The 15,318-nt window shown below is 72.4% G+C and carries 16 protein-coding genes; 6 read left to right on the top strand and 10 right to left on the bottom strand.

Annotated elements, in window-relative coordinates; genetic code table 11:
- Positions 1–78: 78 nt before the first annotated feature.
- The gene (locus ACY34K_RS27065; protein WP_462751601.1) at positions 79–864 is read right to left on the bottom strand and encodes an SDR family NAD(P)-dependent oxidoreductase; all 786 of its coding nucleotides are present in this window, start codon (positions 862–864) and stop codon (positions 79–81) included.
- A gap of 96 nt (positions 865–960) precedes the next feature.
- On the opposite strand from ACY34K_RS27065, the gene ACY34K_RS27060 reads away from it, so the two are divergent.
- Both ACY34K_RS27060 and ACY34K_RS27055 read left to right on the top strand, forming a co-directional pair.
- Entirely contained in the window at positions 961–2,472 is a 1,512-nt protein-coding gene (locus ACY34K_RS27060) for an MFS transporter (protein WP_462751599.1), read from the top strand.
- A 246-nt stretch (positions 2,473–2,718) separates the two neighbouring features.
- A complete protein-coding gene (locus ACY34K_RS27055; protein ID WP_462751597.1) occupies positions 2,719–3,132 on the top strand; it encodes an SRPBCC family protein in 414 nt (137 codons plus the stop codon).
- Between the two features lie 28 nt (positions 3,133–3,160).
- Here the strand turns inward: ACY34K_RS27055 and ACY34K_RS27050 are convergent, their stop codons facing one another.
- Positions 3,161–4,363, bottom strand: coding sequence for an amidohydrolase (locus tag ACY34K_RS27050; protein WP_462751595.1), 1,203 nt, complete (start codon positions 4,361–4,363; stop codon positions 3,161–3,163).
- Positions 4,364–4,612: 249 nt separating this feature from the next.
- Here ACY34K_RS27050 and ACY34K_RS27045 point away from each other — a divergent pair, with 249 nt between their 5' ends.
- Positions 4,613–5,584, top strand: coding sequence for a carbohydrate kinase family protein (locus tag ACY34K_RS27045; RefSeq protein WP_462751593.1), 972 nt, complete (start codon positions 4,613–4,615; stop codon positions 5,582–5,584).
- 19 nt (positions 5,585–5,603) lie between these two features.
- Here the strand turns inward: ACY34K_RS27045 and ACY34K_RS27040 are convergent, their stop codons facing one another.
- Positions 5,604–6,842 (bottom strand): FUSC family protein, encoded by a 1,239-nt coding sequence (locus ACY34K_RS27040; protein ID WP_462751591.1) that lies wholly within the window; start codon positions 6,840–6,842, stop codon positions 5,604–5,606.
- Between the two features lie 131 nt (positions 6,843–6,973).
- On the opposite strand from ACY34K_RS27040, the gene ACY34K_RS27035 reads away from it, so the two are divergent.
- Positions 6,974–7,765 carry an SDR family oxidoreductase gene (locus tag ACY34K_RS27035; RefSeq protein ID WP_462751589.1) on the top strand — a complete coding sequence of 264 codons (792 nt, stop codon included), beginning with the start codon at positions 6,974–6,976 and terminating at the stop codon, positions 7,763–7,765.
- 62 nt (positions 7,766–7,827) lie between these two features.
- Here the strand turns inward: ACY34K_RS27035 and ACY34K_RS27030 are convergent, their stop codons facing one another.
- The 4 genes from ACY34K_RS27030 to ACY34K_RS27015 form a co-directional block, all read right to left on the bottom strand.
- Positions 7,828–8,604, bottom strand: coding sequence for a metallophosphoesterase family protein (locus ACY34K_RS27030; protein WP_462751587.1), 777 nt, complete (start codon positions 8,602–8,604; stop codon positions 7,828–7,830).
- A complete protein-coding gene (locus ACY34K_RS27025; RefSeq protein WP_462751585.1) occupies positions 8,601–8,855 on the bottom strand; it encodes a hypothetical protein in 255 nt (84 codons plus the stop codon). The genes ACY34K_RS27030 and ACY34K_RS27025 overlap by 4 nt, the downstream gene beginning before the upstream one ends.
- Positions 8,852–9,574, bottom strand: a complete 723-nt coding sequence (locus ACY34K_RS27020; protein WP_462751583.1) for a nucleotidyltransferase family protein — start codon at positions 9,572–9,574, stop codon at positions 8,852–8,854. The genes ACY34K_RS27025 and ACY34K_RS27020 overlap by 4 nt, the downstream gene beginning before the upstream one ends.
- Positions 9,575–9,915: 341 nt before the next feature.
- Positions 9,916–10,752 (bottom strand): GNAT family N-acetyltransferase, encoded by an 837-nt coding sequence (locus ACY34K_RS27015; protein ID WP_462751580.1) that lies wholly within the window; start codon positions 10,750–10,752, stop codon positions 9,916–9,918.
- A 48-nt stretch (positions 10,753–10,800) separates the two neighbouring features.
- Here ACY34K_RS27015 and ACY34K_RS27010 point away from each other — a divergent pair, with 48 nt between their 5' ends.
- Entirely contained in the window at positions 10,801–11,427 is a 627-nt protein-coding gene (locus tag ACY34K_RS27010; protein ID WP_462751578.1) for a DUF6629 family protein, read from the top strand.
- Here the strand turns inward: ACY34K_RS27010 and ACY34K_RS27005 are convergent.
- From ACY34K_RS27005 to ACY34K_RS26995, 3 genes are read right to left on the bottom strand one after another with little or no spacing between them, the layout of a single operon-like run.
- Positions 11,424–12,206 (bottom strand): amino acid ABC transporter ATP-binding protein, encoded by a 783-nt coding sequence (locus ACY34K_RS27005; RefSeq protein WP_462751576.1) that lies wholly within the window; start codon positions 12,204–12,206, stop codon positions 11,424–11,426. The two genes, ACY34K_RS27010 and ACY34K_RS27005, sit on opposite strands and share 4 nt — an antisense overlap.
- A 6-nt stretch (positions 12,207–12,212) precedes the next feature.
- Complete coding sequence (locus ACY34K_RS27000; RefSeq protein WP_462751574.1) at positions 12,213–13,043, bottom strand: amino acid ABC transporter permease; 831 nt, start codon at positions 13,041–13,043, stop codon at positions 12,213–12,215.
- Positions 13,010–13,846: an ABC transporter substrate-binding protein gene (locus ACY34K_RS26995; protein ID WP_462751609.1), complete on the bottom strand. Its 837-nt coding sequence runs from the start codon at positions 13,844–13,846 to the stop codon at positions 13,010–13,012. Before ACY34K_RS26995 ends, ACY34K_RS27000 begins: the two co-directional genes overlap by 34 nt.
- A gap of 292 nt (positions 13,847–14,138) precedes the next feature.
- Between ACY34K_RS26995 and ACY34K_RS26990 the strand changes: the two genes are divergently transcribed.
- Entirely contained in the window at positions 14,139–15,308 is a 1,170-nt protein-coding gene (locus ACY34K_RS26990) for a 3-dehydroquinate synthase family protein (protein WP_462751572.1), read from the top strand.
- Positions 15,309–15,318: the final 10 nt, after the last annotated feature.

The raw sequence follows: 15,318 nt of genomic DNA, 5'->3' as shown, positions 1-15,318 counted from the left end.
TTGGAACCAGGAGAACCGGTCGACCGGGAGACAGGGTCCCAGGGCGACGCGAGCCCGGCGGGATCGGCAAGGCACTCCCTAGGGCCGCGGCTCGGCCATGTGCCGGTGCCCCGCGGCCTTGAGCCGGTCGGGCAGCACCCGCGTCGCCACGCCCTGGACCTTCGTCCGCACCGAACCGGCGACCACCTTGTGGCGGCCGCTCATCAGGGCGTCGAAGGCATCCTCGGCGACCCGCTCCGGGTCGTCCTTGCGTCCCCGGCCCACCCGGGTGTCGTCCATCCCCGCCCGGTGGAAGAAGTTCGTCGCGGTGGGTCCCGGCATCAGTGACGTCACCGTCACCCCGGTGTCCCGGAGTTCGTCCTGGAGCGCCTGCGCGAACGACTGCAGGAACGACTTCGACGCGTTGTACACCGCCTGGTACGAGCCCGGCATCATCGAGGCGACGGACGAGGTGATCAGCATCCTGCCGTCGTCCTGTTCGACCATGCCCGGCAGCAGCCGCCTCGCCAGGTGGACCGTCGAGTTGATGTTGAGGTCGATGATCCGCGCCTGGTCGGCGAGGTCCGTCTCCAGGAACGCGCCGCCCCGTCCGACGCCCGCGTTGAGCGCGGCGGCGCTCACCGGCCGCCGCGTCGCCAGGACCGCGGCGTACAGCTGCTCCACGCCGTCATAGGCGGCCAGGTCCGCGCGGACGGACCGGACGTCCGCGCCCAGGGCGGTCAGCTCGCGCGCGGCGGCGGCGAGCCCCGGGTCCTCCGCGCACACCACCAGGTCGAATCCGTTGCGGGCGAACTGCCTGGCGAGGGCGAGGCCGATACCGCTGGAAGCACCGGTCACCACGGCCAGTGGTTTCACTGTGTCCACGGGCGCCGGGTACCCACCGCACCGGCCCACAGACCCGTTTCGCCGGATTGATCTTCGGGTACACGGAAGCGGTTCCCACGCCCCGGAGGTGACTGCATGAGCGAGCTCGGGCAATCGACGGACACCATCACCACCAAGGTCCCCGCGAGACTGGACCGGCTCCCCTGGTCGCGCTGGCACTGGATGATCGTCGTAGGTCTGGGCACCGTATGGATCCTCGACGGACTCGAAGTCACCGTCGTGGGCAACATCGCCGGCCGGCTCTCCGAGGAGGGCAGTGGCCTCGCCATCACCGACGCCCAGGTCACGGGCGTCGCCGCCGCGCTCTATGTCGCGGGAGCGTGTGCCGGAGCCCTGTTCTTCGGCTGGCTCACCGACCGCTACGGGCGCAAGAAGCTTTTCCTGATCACCCTGGCCGTCTATCTGAGCGCCACGGCGCTGACCGCGCTGTCGTACGAGGCCTGGTGGTTCTTCCTGTTCCGCTTCCTCACCGGGTTCGGCATCGGCGGTGAGTACGCCGCCATCAACTCGGCCATCGACGAACTCATCCCCAGCAAGTACCGCGGCCGGGTCGACCTGATCATCAACGGCAGCTTCTGGCTCGGCGCGATGGGCGGCGCCCTGCTGTCCGTCGTCGCCCTCGACACCGGTCTCTTCCCCAAGGACATCGGCTGGCGGCTGGCCTTCGCCCTCGGCGTGGTCCTCGGCCTGGTCATCCTGCTGGTGCGCCGCCACGTCCCGGAGAGCCCCCGCTGGATGTTCATCCACGGGCGCGCGGAAGGCGCCGAGGAACTCGTCGCCGACGTGGAGCGGCAGGTGCGGGAGGAGACCGGGAAGGCCCTGCCGGAACCGGACCGGGCGATCACCATCAAGCAGCGGCACAGCGTCGGCTTCGTCCAGATCGGCCGTACGCTCTTCCGCTCCTACCCCCGCCGGGCCGTCCTCGGCCTCGCCCTCTTCATCGGCCAGGCCTTCCTCTACAACGCGATCACCTTCGGCTTCGGCTCGATCCTGGTGAAGTTCTTCGACGTCCCCAGCGGGACGACCGGCTACTACTTCACGGTCATCGCGTTCGGCAACTTCCTCGGCCCCCTGCTGCTCGGCAGGCTGTTCGACACCTGGGGCCGCAAACCCATGATCGCCGGTACGTATGTGCTGTCCGGCGTGCTGCTCTTCGGGACGGCCTGGCTGTTCGGCGACGGCCGGCTCACCGCCACCACCATGACGGCCTGCTGGTGCGTGGTGCTCTTCTTCGCCTCCGCCGGAGCCAGCTCCGCGTACCTCACGGTCAGCGAGATCTTCCCGATGGAGACCCGTGCGATGGCCATCGCGTTCTTCTACGCCATCGGCACCGCCGCGGGAGGCATCTCCGGCCCGCTGATCTTCGCCGGCCTCACCGAGAGCGGAGTCGTCGCGGACACCGTCCTGGCCTTCTGTATCGGCGCCGGACTCATGGTCGCCGCCGGACTGGTGGCGGTCTTCTTCGCGGTCGACGCCGAGCGCAGGCCGCTGGAGGACATCGCCACGCCCCTGTCCGCCGAGGCGGCCTCCGCAGCGGCGACACGGGCGGCCACGGCGTCGCCGGCCCCGCCGCCGGCGCCGCTCTGAGCCCGGACCCGGCCCGATTCGCGAAAACGCACACAAGTCGTTTATCGTTCATCTATGCGGTGGTGAAGAGACCTTCACCGGTCTTCACGCCCGCGTGAGCCGCCCCGGCTGGTTCCCCCGTCCAGCCGGGGCTTCCCCTTTCCCGGCGCGCCGGGCGAACGGGTGGGTTCCGCCGCCGCGCGACTTCACGGCCGACCGGCCGGGCATGCGTTCGTCGAACGCCCCGAGCCGAGGAACGGTGAAGCGATGACCGAGTACGAACGCGCACGCACCATGCCCGCCCTGCCCGAGCACGTCTTCGACCAGGCGGCCAACATCGACCAGTTCGACCAGTGGCTGCCCGAGGACCTCCACGTGCACGCCGGCACACTCCCGGCCGTCACCGTGCACGAGGACCGCACCGACCAGGACACCTCCGCACTGCTGCGGGCCCGGAAGGACCAGATGCGGCTGGAGTGGGGAACCAGGGAAGAGGGCAGCTACACCGGCTGGCTCCAGGTCGCCGGCATCGGCAGCGGCGCCAGTGAGGTGACGGTCCACCTCTCCTTCTTCGACGAGAGCCACGACCCGGGCGAGGAGACCGTGCACAACGCCCTCGACCGCAGCCTCGCCCGGCTGGAGGACCAGGTACGGCTCCGCGTCGACGGCGCCGCGGGCTGAGCACGCCGGGAAACCGGGCCGCGCCCCGTCAGAACCCCGCGGCGGCCTTCTCCCTCAGGCAGTCCCAGGCCTCCTCCACGACCCCGGCGCGCAGCAGCACGTCGGCCGCCGTGCAGGCCAGCGCCTCCGCCGCGGCCAGCATCACCTCCCGCCCCCGCGGACCGGCCGCCGCGGCCGCGAACGGGGGCGTGTGGTCGGACGCGTCCGCGTCCAGGATCGCCACCCAGGGATGGATCGCCGGCACCCGGGTGCTCACGTTCCCGATGTCGGACGACCCCAGGTACACCCCGGGCACGGGCCGTGCGAGCGGGATCCCGGCGCGGCCGAGATGCTCCGCGAAACGGTCCGACAGCACCTCGTTGTCGCGGAAGTGCTCATAGCCGCTCCCGACCCGCTCCACCTCCACCCGCGTACGCGTGGCCAGGGCGATCCCCTCCGCGCACACGCGCAGCTCCTCCTCCAGGTCCTCCCGCGCCGCCGTCGTCGCACCGCGCAGCCCGAAGAGGCCCTCCGCGTAGTCCGGCACGATGTTCGTCGCCTTCCCGCCCTCGGACACGATCCCCTGCACATGGGACCCGGCCGGAAGCCGCCGGCTCAGCACACCCAGCGCGTTGAAGAGCTGGATCAGTGCCCCCAGCGCGTCCACCCCTTCCGTCGGCCTGCCCGTCGGATGCGCGGCCCGCCCGTGGAAAGCGACCCGGACCTGCGCACTCGCCGTCAGCGGCGCCCACGACCAGCTGTGCACACCGGGATGGAACATCAGCGCAGCGTCCACCCCGTCGAACACCCCGGCCGCCACCTCGACCGCCTTGCCGCCGCCGCGCTCCTCCGCGGGCGAGCCCACGGCCAGCAGCGTTCCGTCCAGCCGGTCCAGCGCCGCCCGCAGCGCCGTGGCGGCACCCAGCCCGGCGGACGCGATCAGATTGTGGCCGCACGCGTGGCCCAGGTCCGGCAGTGCGTCGTACTCCAGCAGCAGCGCCACGCACGGCCCCTCGCCGCTGCCGGTCCGCCCGACGAAAGCGGTCGGCAGGCCGGCGACCCCGCGCTCCACCTCGAACCCCTCGCGTTCGAGCTCCCTGGACAGCAGCCGCGCCGCACGGTGCTCCTCGAACGCGGTCTCCGGCTCGCGGTGCAACGCCAGGCTCACGTCCCACAGCCGGTCCGCACGTGCCGTGACCTGCTGGCGGATACGGGTGTACACGGGCTCGAAGATGTCGGATGTGTCGGACACGAAGCCTCCTCGCGCAGTGGACGTCCCGCGCGAGTACCCCTTTTTCGGGGCTCGGTTCTTCGCCCCCGTACGGCCACGGCCGGTTCGGCCACCACCCGGGCGCCCCGCCGCCCGACCGCGGACCGGCGCCGGCCCGTGGCGACGTTGACACCGGATGCCCGCGGTGATGGACTCCGCTTCCCGGCAGCGTCACGCCCGGAGCGGCCCGAGCGCGGCCGCCGTGCGGCCGTCCCGCAGAGAGAAGCAGCCATGCGCCCGCAGCAGGTCACCGTCCTGGGCGAATGCGTCGCCGACGCCTTCACCTCCCCGTCCGCCGCGGCCGAACTCGCCCTGCGCGTACTGCCGGGCGGCGGCCCCGCGAACACCGCGGTCGCCCTGGCCAGACTGGGCACACCCGCCCGCTTCCTCGCCCGGCTGTCACAGGACGTCTTCGGCCGGCTCTTCCGGGACCATCTGGAGGCGTCGGGAGTCGACCTGTCCGCAGCGGTCCGGGCCACCGAGCCGAGCACCCTGGCCGTCGCCGAACTCGACGGACAGGGGGCGGCGGCATACTCCTTCCACGCCGAGGGAACCGCCGACTGGCAGTGGACCACGGCCGAGCTCGCGGCGGTGGACCTGACCGCCACGTCCTGTGTGCACTCCGGCTCCCTGGCGCTGGTGCGCGACCCCGGCGCGCCCGTCGTGGAGGAGTTCCTCGCCCGGGCCGGCACGTCGGCGACCGTCTCCGTCGATCCCAACGTCCGACCGCTGCTGGTCCGGCCGGAGCGCTACCGCGAGCGTCTGCCCCGCTGGTGCGCGCTCGCCGACATCCTGCGGCTGAGCGAGGAGGACCTGGACCTGCTCATGCCGGGCGTGGCGCCCGAACACGCCTGCGACGAGTGGCACGCGGCCGGTGTCCCGCTGGTCGTCCTCACCCGGGGCGCCCGAGGGGCACTGGCGTCGCTGGACGGCGAGCGCGTCACCGTACCGGCGCCACCGACCGAGGTCGTCGACACCGTGGGCGCGGGCGACTCCTTCACGGCCGGCCTCCTGCACGAACTGGGCGCCCGCGGACTCCTCGGCGGCCGGCTGACCGGAGTGGGGATCGACGACGTCGCCGCGGCATGCGCCTTCGCCGCCCGGGTCGCCGCGCTGACCTGCTCGGTGACCGGGCCGAACCCGCCCTGGGGGCGGCAGTTGCGGCAGTCGGCGGCGTCCGGTCCCGGGGAGGCCACCGGGTGACCGAGCCCGGACCGGGGCCTCAGGCCTCGACGCCCGGCGGGCGCTCGGCCCTGCCCTGCCCGCTCAGCCGCCGCCGCAGCGCGACCATGCGCGGGTAGCGTTCCTGGAGGTCGGCGGCATGCCGGTCCAGCTCCTGGGTGAGCCGCTCGGTGCGCTTGTCGATGTCCAGCTCGTCGAGGATCCGGTCGATCTCGGCGAGCAGCGCCCCGTGCAGCTGCCACTGGCGAGGGTGCTCCTGCACGTCCTCCAGGAGCAGGTCGGCGACCCGGTCGCGGGTCGCCCGGCTGGAGGCCAGTGCGGTGGTCAGCCCGGCCTCCGCCTGCTCCGCGTTGGCCGACACCTCGGCGGTGATCAGCCTGGCGAAGCTCTCGATGGCGGTGGCCATCTGACCGAACAGCTCCTTCAGCGAGGCCGCCACATCGGGCGGGAACAGCGATTCCTCGGTGCGGAACTTCGACAGGTCGGTCAGGGTGCGCGACAGGACCCGCAGCACCACCGCACAGATCTCCAGGGTGTCCAGGCCCGTCCGCATCACGATCCGGGACAGCAGCCCCTCCCGTACCCGCGGATTGAGCCGCAGGCTCTCCTCCGCCTGTCGCAGCGAGGCGTCGACCTCCACGATGTCGTGGTCCAGCCGCCGGGCCTCGTGCAGCCGGGCCGCGGCGTGCGGGAAGGGAATGTGGCCCTCGCCGATCTCGTCACCCATCGCCCGGAACAGCCGGCCCATGCCGCGCGCCAGCCCGTCGATCGACGCGCCCGCCGTCTGCACCCACACGGGTGGCGCGAACAGCAGGTTGAACAACAGCCCCACACCGGCTCCGATCAGCGTCTCCAGCACCCGGTGCCAGGCCATCGACGTGATCTGGGAGACCCCGAGGATCAGCATCGCGCTGATCGCCACCTCCGGCACGAACTCGTCCACCCGCACCATGCGCCCGATGATCAGTGAGGTGAAGATCGTCAGTCCCAGGGACCACCACGTCAGCCCGACGAGGGCGCTGAAGCCGATGGCGATGACCACCCCCACGACGACCGAGTTGACCCGCCGGATCCCGGTCGTCAGCGTCGAGTAGAGGGTGACCTGGACGACCAGCAGCGCGGTCAGCGGCGCCGTCAGCGGCGAGGGCTGGTCGGGCAGGACCGCCAGCGCGACGACGAAGGAGATCACCGCGGCGGCGGTGGAGCGCAGCGTCTGCGTGGCGAAGGGCTCGGTGGTCCGCCGCACCAGCTTGAGCACGGGTTCCGATACGTCCGGCATCCCATTCCAGTGCCCGATCAACAGCCTCTCAGCACACTTCAGCCCCAGGAACCCCCCGGACGCGCCCACGTACGGGTCGGCGCCCCGCCCCGCGCGTTTGCCGCCGGGCCCGCGTGGTACCGCCAAAGACCATGAACGGACCCGTCGCCATCATCACCGGATCGGACTCCGGCATCGGCCGCGCGACCGCCGCCCGGCTCGCCGGGCAGGGCATGGACATCGGCATCACCTGGCACACCGACGAGGAGGGCGCGCACCGGACCGCCGAGGAGGTACGGTCCCACGGGCGCCGCGCCGCCGTCACCCACCTGGACCTGACGGCCCTCCCCGGCGCGGCGGACGCGGTCGACGAACTCGTCCGCGAACTCGGACGTGTCGACGTTCTGGTGAACAACGCCGGCACCGGCACGTCCACCCCGTTCCTCGACATGGAGTACGCCACCGTCCGTGAGGTCCTCGACGTCGACCTGCTCGGGCCGTTCCTCTGCTCCCAGCGCGCCGCCCGCCACATGATCCGGCAGGGCGGCGGCGGACGGATCGTCAACGTCACCTCCGTGCACGAGCACCAGCCGCGGGTCGGCGCCGCCCCCTACTGCGCCGCCAAGGGCGGACTCGGGCTCCTCACCCAGGTCATGGCGCTGGAACTGGCCGAGCACGGCATCACGGTCAACGCCGTCGCGCCCGGCGAGATCGCCACCCCGATGACCGGCCAGGAGGACGAGGACGTGACGGCCACCCCCAGGCCGGGCGTACCGCTGGGACGTCCGGGCGACGCGCGCGAGGTCGCGGCCGTCATCGGCTTCCTGGTGAGCGGGGACGCGTCGTACGTCACGGGGGCCTCGTGGGTCGTGGACGGCGGGATGCTGCGCATGGGCCCGCAGGCGGGCTCGCACCTGGAGAGCGACGCCTGGCGCCGCACCTGAGGACCGCACCGCAGTCGGCGCGGTCCCTCAGGTGCCCGCGGTCCCTCGGGGGGCACGGCCGCTCAGCGGGCGACGGCCGCACCCTCCCGGGCCCTGACTCCTCCGCCACCGGCCTTGTGCACCGGCAGGTGGTAGATCGCGAAGGCCCGCCCGATCACCGGCTGGGCGACGTTGCGCACACGGATCCCCTCGCTGGTCATGCCGTGCTCCACGCCCATGTGCGCATGGCCGTGCACGGCCAGGTCCGCGCCCGCCTCGTCCACCGCCTCGGCCAGCAGGTAGGAGCCCAGGAACGGATAGATCTCCAGCGGCTCACCGGCCAGCGTGTCGGGCACGGGCGAGTAGTGCGTCAGCGCGATCCGCACCGCGCAGCCCGCCTCCCGCAGCGAATGCAGCGACCCGCGCAGCCCGTCCGCGCAGCGCCGGGTGTACTGGATGAACGACTTCATCTCCGGTTCGCCGAACTCACCGCCGCTGCGCCCGGCGAAGCCGCCGCCGAACCCCTTGGTGCCGGCGACCCCCACACGGACGCCGTCGACGTCCACCACGGTGCCCCTGCCCTCCAGCACGGTCACGCCCGCGCCGTCCAGGGCCACGGCCACCTCGGCCTCCTGGTCGCTCTGGTAGTCGTGGTTGCCCAGGACCGCCACGACGGGCACCCCGATCCCGGCGACCTCCCCGGCGACCACCTGCGCCTCCCGCACGGTGCCGTGCCGGGTGAGGTCGCCCGCCAGCAGCAGGAGGTCCGCGCAGTCCCGCAGCGTCTCGAAGGCGGGCCGCAGCGTGCCCGCACTGTCCGGCCCCAGATGGATGTCGCCGACCGCGGCTACTCGGATCACGACAGCTCCTCGGGGTGGTCGGGCGGGCTCGTGGAGGCCACGACGAGGTCCTCGCGCAGCGAGATCCCCGCCAGCTCCTCCTGCGCGATCCGCAGGATCTCGGTGCGACAGGCGGAACTGGACACCGTCCCGTACAGCATCACGCTCGTTCCGCGCTGCTCGATGCGTATGCCGAGTTCCGCGATGTCCTCGCTCGCGAGCCGGTCCCGCAGATGGGCGATGCGGTATTCGGCGGTGTCGGCCGCGCTCATGGCGTTCCCTCCCTCGGTTCGATGACGTTCAGGCGTTCCAGCAGATAGAGGAAGGCCTCCGGCATCGGTGAGCCCTCGTTCTCACTGCGCAGCAGATCCCAGTCGATCTTCTCCCGCAGGGTCCGGGCGATCGGCAGAACGGGACTGAAGTCGCAGTGGTGCTCCGAGAAGGCGGCCAGCAGGCTGCCCACCAGATCGGTCGGGGCCAGCACCGGCATGTGCACGGAGTCCACCGACAGGATCTCGGCCCGGTCCAGCAGCTCCTTGGACACCGGGTGCCGGGCCAGTTCGAAGATCAGATCGATGTCCTCGCCGTGTGCTGTCGCCTTGATCAGCCAGTCCTCGGGCGGCTTGTGCACCTGGATCCCCGCGTTCTCCAGCTCCCGCGCGACAGCCTCGGCGTCCTCGCGCAGGATCGCGAAGTCCGTGTCGTGCTGGAGGCTGGCAGGCACGCCGTGCGCGTACGCCGCGACGCTGCCGGCCAGCGCGAAGGGGTGGCCTGCGGCTTTGAGCAGGCCCGCCACCTGTTTGGTGGCCTCCAGGATGGCCTGCATCCGGTTCGGCGGCAGTGAGCCTTCGCCGCCCGCCCCGCCGCCCGGCGGGTCGACGGGGGCCCCGGCGGCGATATCGTGCTCCACCGCCTTGCCCCCGGCCAGCCGCAGTCCGGCCGGCTCGGCCGGCCCGGCGGTCCGGATGGCGTCTTCCGCGTGGTTCCTCACGGTGCTCGGTCCTCCTCGTCGGCTGAGGGAGGGGGTTCGGGTACCCGCGTTACGCGGAACGATCCCCCCGGAATCCCATCGCGGCCGATCCGGACCGTCGTCACTGTGCGTGGCGGGAAGGACGACTGCGGTCCGCGCCCCGGGCCCGTGGGATGGCGCCGGGCCCGGGCCCGGTCCCGATCCAGCGGACACTCCCGGAGGACGTTTCCTTCGGATCGTGCCGGGCTGCGAGCCCCGGCACGCGCGGCTGCCGCGTTGTCACCGGTTCGCCCATGTCCCCCGTGGCCCTTCGGGCACGGGAGGTGCCCCCGGCGCAGGGCCTCCTTCCCAAGGGCAGCGCCCTAGCCGAGTTCCAGGGTGGTCACCCCGAACACCCGGTCCTGGGCATGGCGGCGGACCGGGCCCGTGTACATCCGCGCCGTCTCGAACGCCGGCACCAGACCGCGGCCCTTGGCCAGCGCGACGGCGGGCGCGTTCGGCTCCGGCACGTCGATCGCGACACTGGTCGCCCCCGACGCGGCGACGAGCCCGTCCAGCAGCGCCTCCGCGTCGGCCGCCGTGTCCGCGAAGAGCGGCCCGACCCGCGGCTCGTCCTCCGCCGGACGGATGACCCCGTACCCCGTGAGCCGCCCGTCGACGACCCGCGCGAGAGCGGTGTGCTCCGGTGCGGTCAGCCAGCTCTCCAGGAACCGGACGCGCTCGGCCGGGTAACAGGCACTGTCGTACGCGGCGAGCTCGCCCGGGTCCACGTCGGCCACCGGCACCACACCGGCGGCCTCCCGGCCCGTCACCGGACCGGTCCAGCGGGCCGTGCGATGGGCCAGGGCGAAGCCGGAACGGCGGTAGTTGTCCTGCTGGTCGGGGACCCCGTCGAGACCGATCGTGCGCTCACCCGCGTGGGCGAGCGCCGCCTGCCACGTCGCCAGGCCGTGCCCCCGGCCGCGCAGATCCGGCCGGACCAGATAGAAACCGAGGAAGGCGTAGTCGTCCCCGTAAGTGACCACGGAGACCGCGGAGACCGGCTCGCCGCCGAGCCGGCCGAGGAAGAAGCCGTCCGGGTCCTGGGCGAAGAAGCTCGGCCCGTCGGCGAGGCCGGGGTTCCAGCCCTCCGCCACCGCCCACTCCCGCACCAGCGACCAGTCCTCCAGCGTCGCCCGCGACACCTGAAGCGTTGACATCGGATCTCCTCCGCGCCGTCGTAGGGTTGCCCACCTACGCTACCCACCATGTGCTGGAGCGCGACGGCCGATCTGGTGGCGGGCACCGCCGTCTCGGCGATCGGGGTGACCTGCGTCGCCCGTGCCCGCCGGGCTCGCGAACTGCCGCTCGCCGCCCTGCCGTTGCTCCTGGGCGCCCATCAGATCGTCGAGGCGGCGGTCTGGCGCTCCGGCGGCGGAAGCGGCACCGCGACGCTCGCCTGGGCGGTCATCGCCCTGCCCCTGCTGCCCGTCTGGGTGCCCCTGGCCGTGACGCTCGCGGCCACCGCCCCCGCCGCCCGGCGGCGGCTCGCCGCCCCGCTCGCCGCGGGGCTCGCGACGGCCGCCGCCCTGGCGTACTGCCTGGCCACCCGGCCCGTGACCGCGGAGATCCGCGGCCGTACCGTGGGCTACGTCCTCGATCTGCCGTACGCGCCGCTGCTCGTCGCCGGCTATCTGCTGTCCACCGTCGGGGCGCTGCTCCTGGCCGGCGACCGGATGCTGCGGCTGCTCGGCGTGGTCGTCGCGGCCGGGGCGGTGCTCTGTGCGGCCCTGTGGCGGCTGGAGTTCATCTCCACGTGGTGCGCGTTCGCCGCCGTGGCGTCGGTACTGCTGCTGGTGCGGACCCGCCGGACGGCCCGCGCGGACACGACCTAGGGAATCCCCTCGGTGCCGGTCTCCGGCCGCTCGGCCGCCGCCGGGTCCAGGATGCGGGTCAGGAAGTTCCTCGTGCGCTCGTGCCGCGGCGCGCCCACCACCTGCGCCGCCGGGCCCTGTTCGACGATCACGCCGCCGTCCATGAACACCACCCGGTCGGCGACCTCCCGGGCGAAGCTCATCTCATGGGTGACGACCATCATCGTCATGCCCTCCGCCGCCAGCATCCGCATCACCGCCAGCACATCACCCACCAGTTCGGGGTCGAGCGCCGACGTCGGCTCGTCGAACAGCATCACCGCGGGTTCCATGGCCAGCGCCCGGGCGATCGCCACCCGCTGCTGCTGACCGCCCGACAGCTGGGCGGGATAGGCGTCGGTCTTGTCGGACAGGCCGACACGTGCCAGGTTCTCCCGGGCGACCGCGGCCGCCTCCTCCTTGCCGCGCCGCAGCACCCGTCGCTGGGGCAGTGTGAGGTTCTCCGTCACCGTCACGTGCGGAAACAGGTTGAACTGCTGGAACACCATGCCGATGCGGCGGCGGACGGCGTCGATGTCGACGTCCGGGTCGGTGACCTCCGTGCCGCCCACGAAGACCTGGCCCTTGGTGGGCTCCTCCAGCAGATTGACGCAGCGCAGCAGCGTCGACTTGCCCGAGCCGGACGGGCCGATGACACAGACCACCTCGCCCGCGGCGACGTCCAGGTCGATGCCCCGCAGCACCTCGTTGTCGCCGAACGACTTGTAGAGCCCTCGGATCTCGATCTCGTTCTCAGGCATGGTGTCTCACCTGGCCTTCTCGGCCCGGGCCTCCAGGCGGCGCACCAGGAGGCTCAGCGGAATGGTCACGAGCAGATAGCACAGCCCCGCGACGAGGATGGGCGTGGAATTGGCGGTCTGGCTGGCGAGGTCCCGGCCGAACTTGGTCAGTTCCCGCTCGTTCAGCGTGACACCGAGGAACAGCACCAGCGACGAGTCCTTGAACAACAGGACGAGCTCATTGGTGAGCGGCGGGATCACGATCCGGAAGGCCTGCGGGATGATCACCGACACCATGGCCCGGGCGTGCGAGAAGCCCAGCGAACGCGCCGCCTCCATCTGCCCCTTGGGCACCGCCTGGATGCCCGCGCGAATCGTTTCCGCCATGTACGCCGCCGCCACCAGACCGAGGCCCAGCGCGACCTTGCCGTACGTACCGCCGGGGATCTCCCAGCCGGGGAAGGCGAGGGGCACCGCCACCCCGACGAAGATGAAGATGAGCAGCGCGGGCAGACCGCGGAAGAACTCGATGTAGACGCTCGCGACCCACCGGTAGGGCGCCACCGACGACAGCCGCATCAGCGCGACGATCAGCCCGAGCACCAGGCCGAACAGGAAACCGGACAGCGTGTAGACCACCGTGTTGCGCAGGGCGATGGTGATGATGTCCGGGAAGAGCTGTTCGGCGAGGTCCGTCTGCGCGAACTGGTTCCGCAGCCGGTCCCAGTCCGCCGTCACGGCGATCACGACCACCACGGCCACGAAGACCGCGTACTGAATGCCCTGGGAGACCCGCCGCCGCTGACGCCTGCTCAGCCGTGAGGTCACGACTGTCCCTCGGGCAGCGGGCCGATCCACTGCTGGTAGAGCTTGTCGTAGGTGCCGTCCGCCTTCGCGTCCGCGATGGCCTTGTCGATGGCGGCGCGCAGCTTGCTGTTGCCCTTCTTCACCGAGAAGCCGTACTGCTCGCCGGTCTCGATGTTCTGCCCCAGCGCGAAGGCGTCGGCGTTGGCCTTGTCCTTCAGCCAGCCCTGCACCACCGGATAGTCGATGACGACGGCGTCGACCTGGCCCGTGCGCAGCCCGTTCAGCACCGCGTCGGAACTCTCGAACGCCACCGGGTCGAACCCCTGGGACTTCGCGTAACTCTCGCCGGTGGTCTCCGCCTGCGCGCCGAGCTTCAGCTTCTTCGCCTTGATGTCCGCGAGGGTCTTGACGCCGCTCTTCCTGGAGGCCAGCAGGGCCTGCGTGGCGTCGAAGTAGGGCACGGAGAAGTCCACGTTCTTCTTGCGCTCGTCCGTGATCGTCATACCGGCGGCGGCGAGGTCGCACTCGCCGGAGTTGAGGAACGCGCCGGTCTTGAAGTTCTCGAACGGTGTGTCGAGGATCTTCTGCTCGACGCCGAGGTCCTCCGCCACCAGGTCGACCAGTGCCACGTCGAACCCGACGATCTTGCCGTTCTGCTCGAACTGGAAGGGCGGATAGGGCAGATGCGTACAGGTCGTGAGCTTGCCCTTCTCGACCACGGGCACCCCGCCCCTGGCCTCACCGGGGCCCTTGCCGGACGAACATCCGGCGGTGAGCAGCAGCCCGGCCGCCGCGGCGCAGGTGGTGATGACAGTACGAGTGCGGTGGGCGCGCTTGCCGCCGGCAGTCCTCAGCACGGTTGACCTCCATGGGCGCGGGGGCGGCCGGTAGGGGGAGCCGCCGCGCGTGATCGTATGCCACACGGAGCGCGACGTCGCGGAGATCAACGGGACCCGTCGCCGCGATCCGGGGGCCGGGACCGCCCGGGCGCACGGTCCCGGCCACGGCGGCCGCGCCCGGGGCCGGGGTCCCGTGATCCGCCGGGGCGGGGCCGGGCCTGTGAGGGGGCCGTCGCCTCATGCCCCCGGGACAGCGGGCCGCGGACGGTGAAGGGGCGAGATTCCGACACGGACGAACGAGCCCCTCATGCATTCCACGACTTCCACCCTCTCCATGGACCGCGCCATCCTCTCCGGCAACGTCCACTTCCCCGTCCACGTACGCGGCGGGGAGCGAACCTGGCCGGAACTGACCCGGGTCGCCGCCGGCCTGGCGCCAAACCGCTTCCTGGTCGTCACGGGAGACGGCCTGCCCGCCGCCCACACCGAGCGCGTGGCGCGCCACCTCGGCCCCGCCGCCCCCGTCCGGGTGCTTCGGGCGCCGTCCCCGGCCACGACCTGGAACCTCACCCCGGCCCCCGGGAACGTGGTCGTCGCCCTCGGCGGCAGCCGCGTCATCGACGCCGCGGCACGGCTGGCCGGCCACGGCGGGTCGCGTCTGGTCGTCGTGCCCACCACACCGCGGGCGATGACCGATTCGGCACTGACCCTGGAGCGCCTCGACACCCCCGGGCTCGCCCCCACCCTGGTGTGGGCCCAGGTGGACCTGCTGCGGACGCTCCCCGCCGAAGCGCTGCGCTCCGGCCTGGCGCCCCTCGTCAGGAACGTCCTGGCGGTCAGCCCCTCCTTCTACGACCGTGCCGGGGCCCTGCTGCGCCCGGACGTCACCGGCTTCGACGCCCGGCTCATGGCGCGCGTCGTCGCCCTGTGCGCGGAGATGAGGGCCACCCTCATGTACTACGACCCGCGCGAGCAGGGTCCTGCGGCCGCCTTCCACTACGGGCGCACCCTGGCGGACGCCCTGCCGTCGGCAGGCGGCCCGGCCCGCGGCGACGCCGCCGCCCTCGGCATGCTCCTCGCCGCGCGGATCGCCGTCCTGCTCGGCCTCCTCGATCCGGCCGCCGAACGGGCCCACCACGACCTGATGGCGCGCTGGGGAGCGCCCCGCGCGCTGCCCGACCGGCTCACCGCCGCCGGCGTCCGGGCCGTCGTCCGACGCGGTCGCGGAGCTGGACCCCTGCCCGCCCCGCACTCCGGGCCCACCCGGATGGTGCTGCTCGACGCGCTGGGAGAGCCCCACGTCAGCCACGGCCGGATGCTCACCGAGGTCGACGACGACGTCGTGGCCGAGGCGCTGGGTGTGATCACCCCCGTCGAGCCGGCGCGTGTCTCCGTACCCACCCATCTGTCGGTGCCGTCCCGCGGCCGCGTACCCGGCCGCCCGGCCGAACCGCTCACCACCGTCCCGTCCCGATGACCCCCTGCCC

It is taken from the genome of Streptomyces sp. STAM6 (assembly GCF_054963715.1).
The sequence above is the reverse complement of the archived record's forward strand: the minus strand, read 5'-3'. Positions and strand labels throughout refer to the sequence as shown.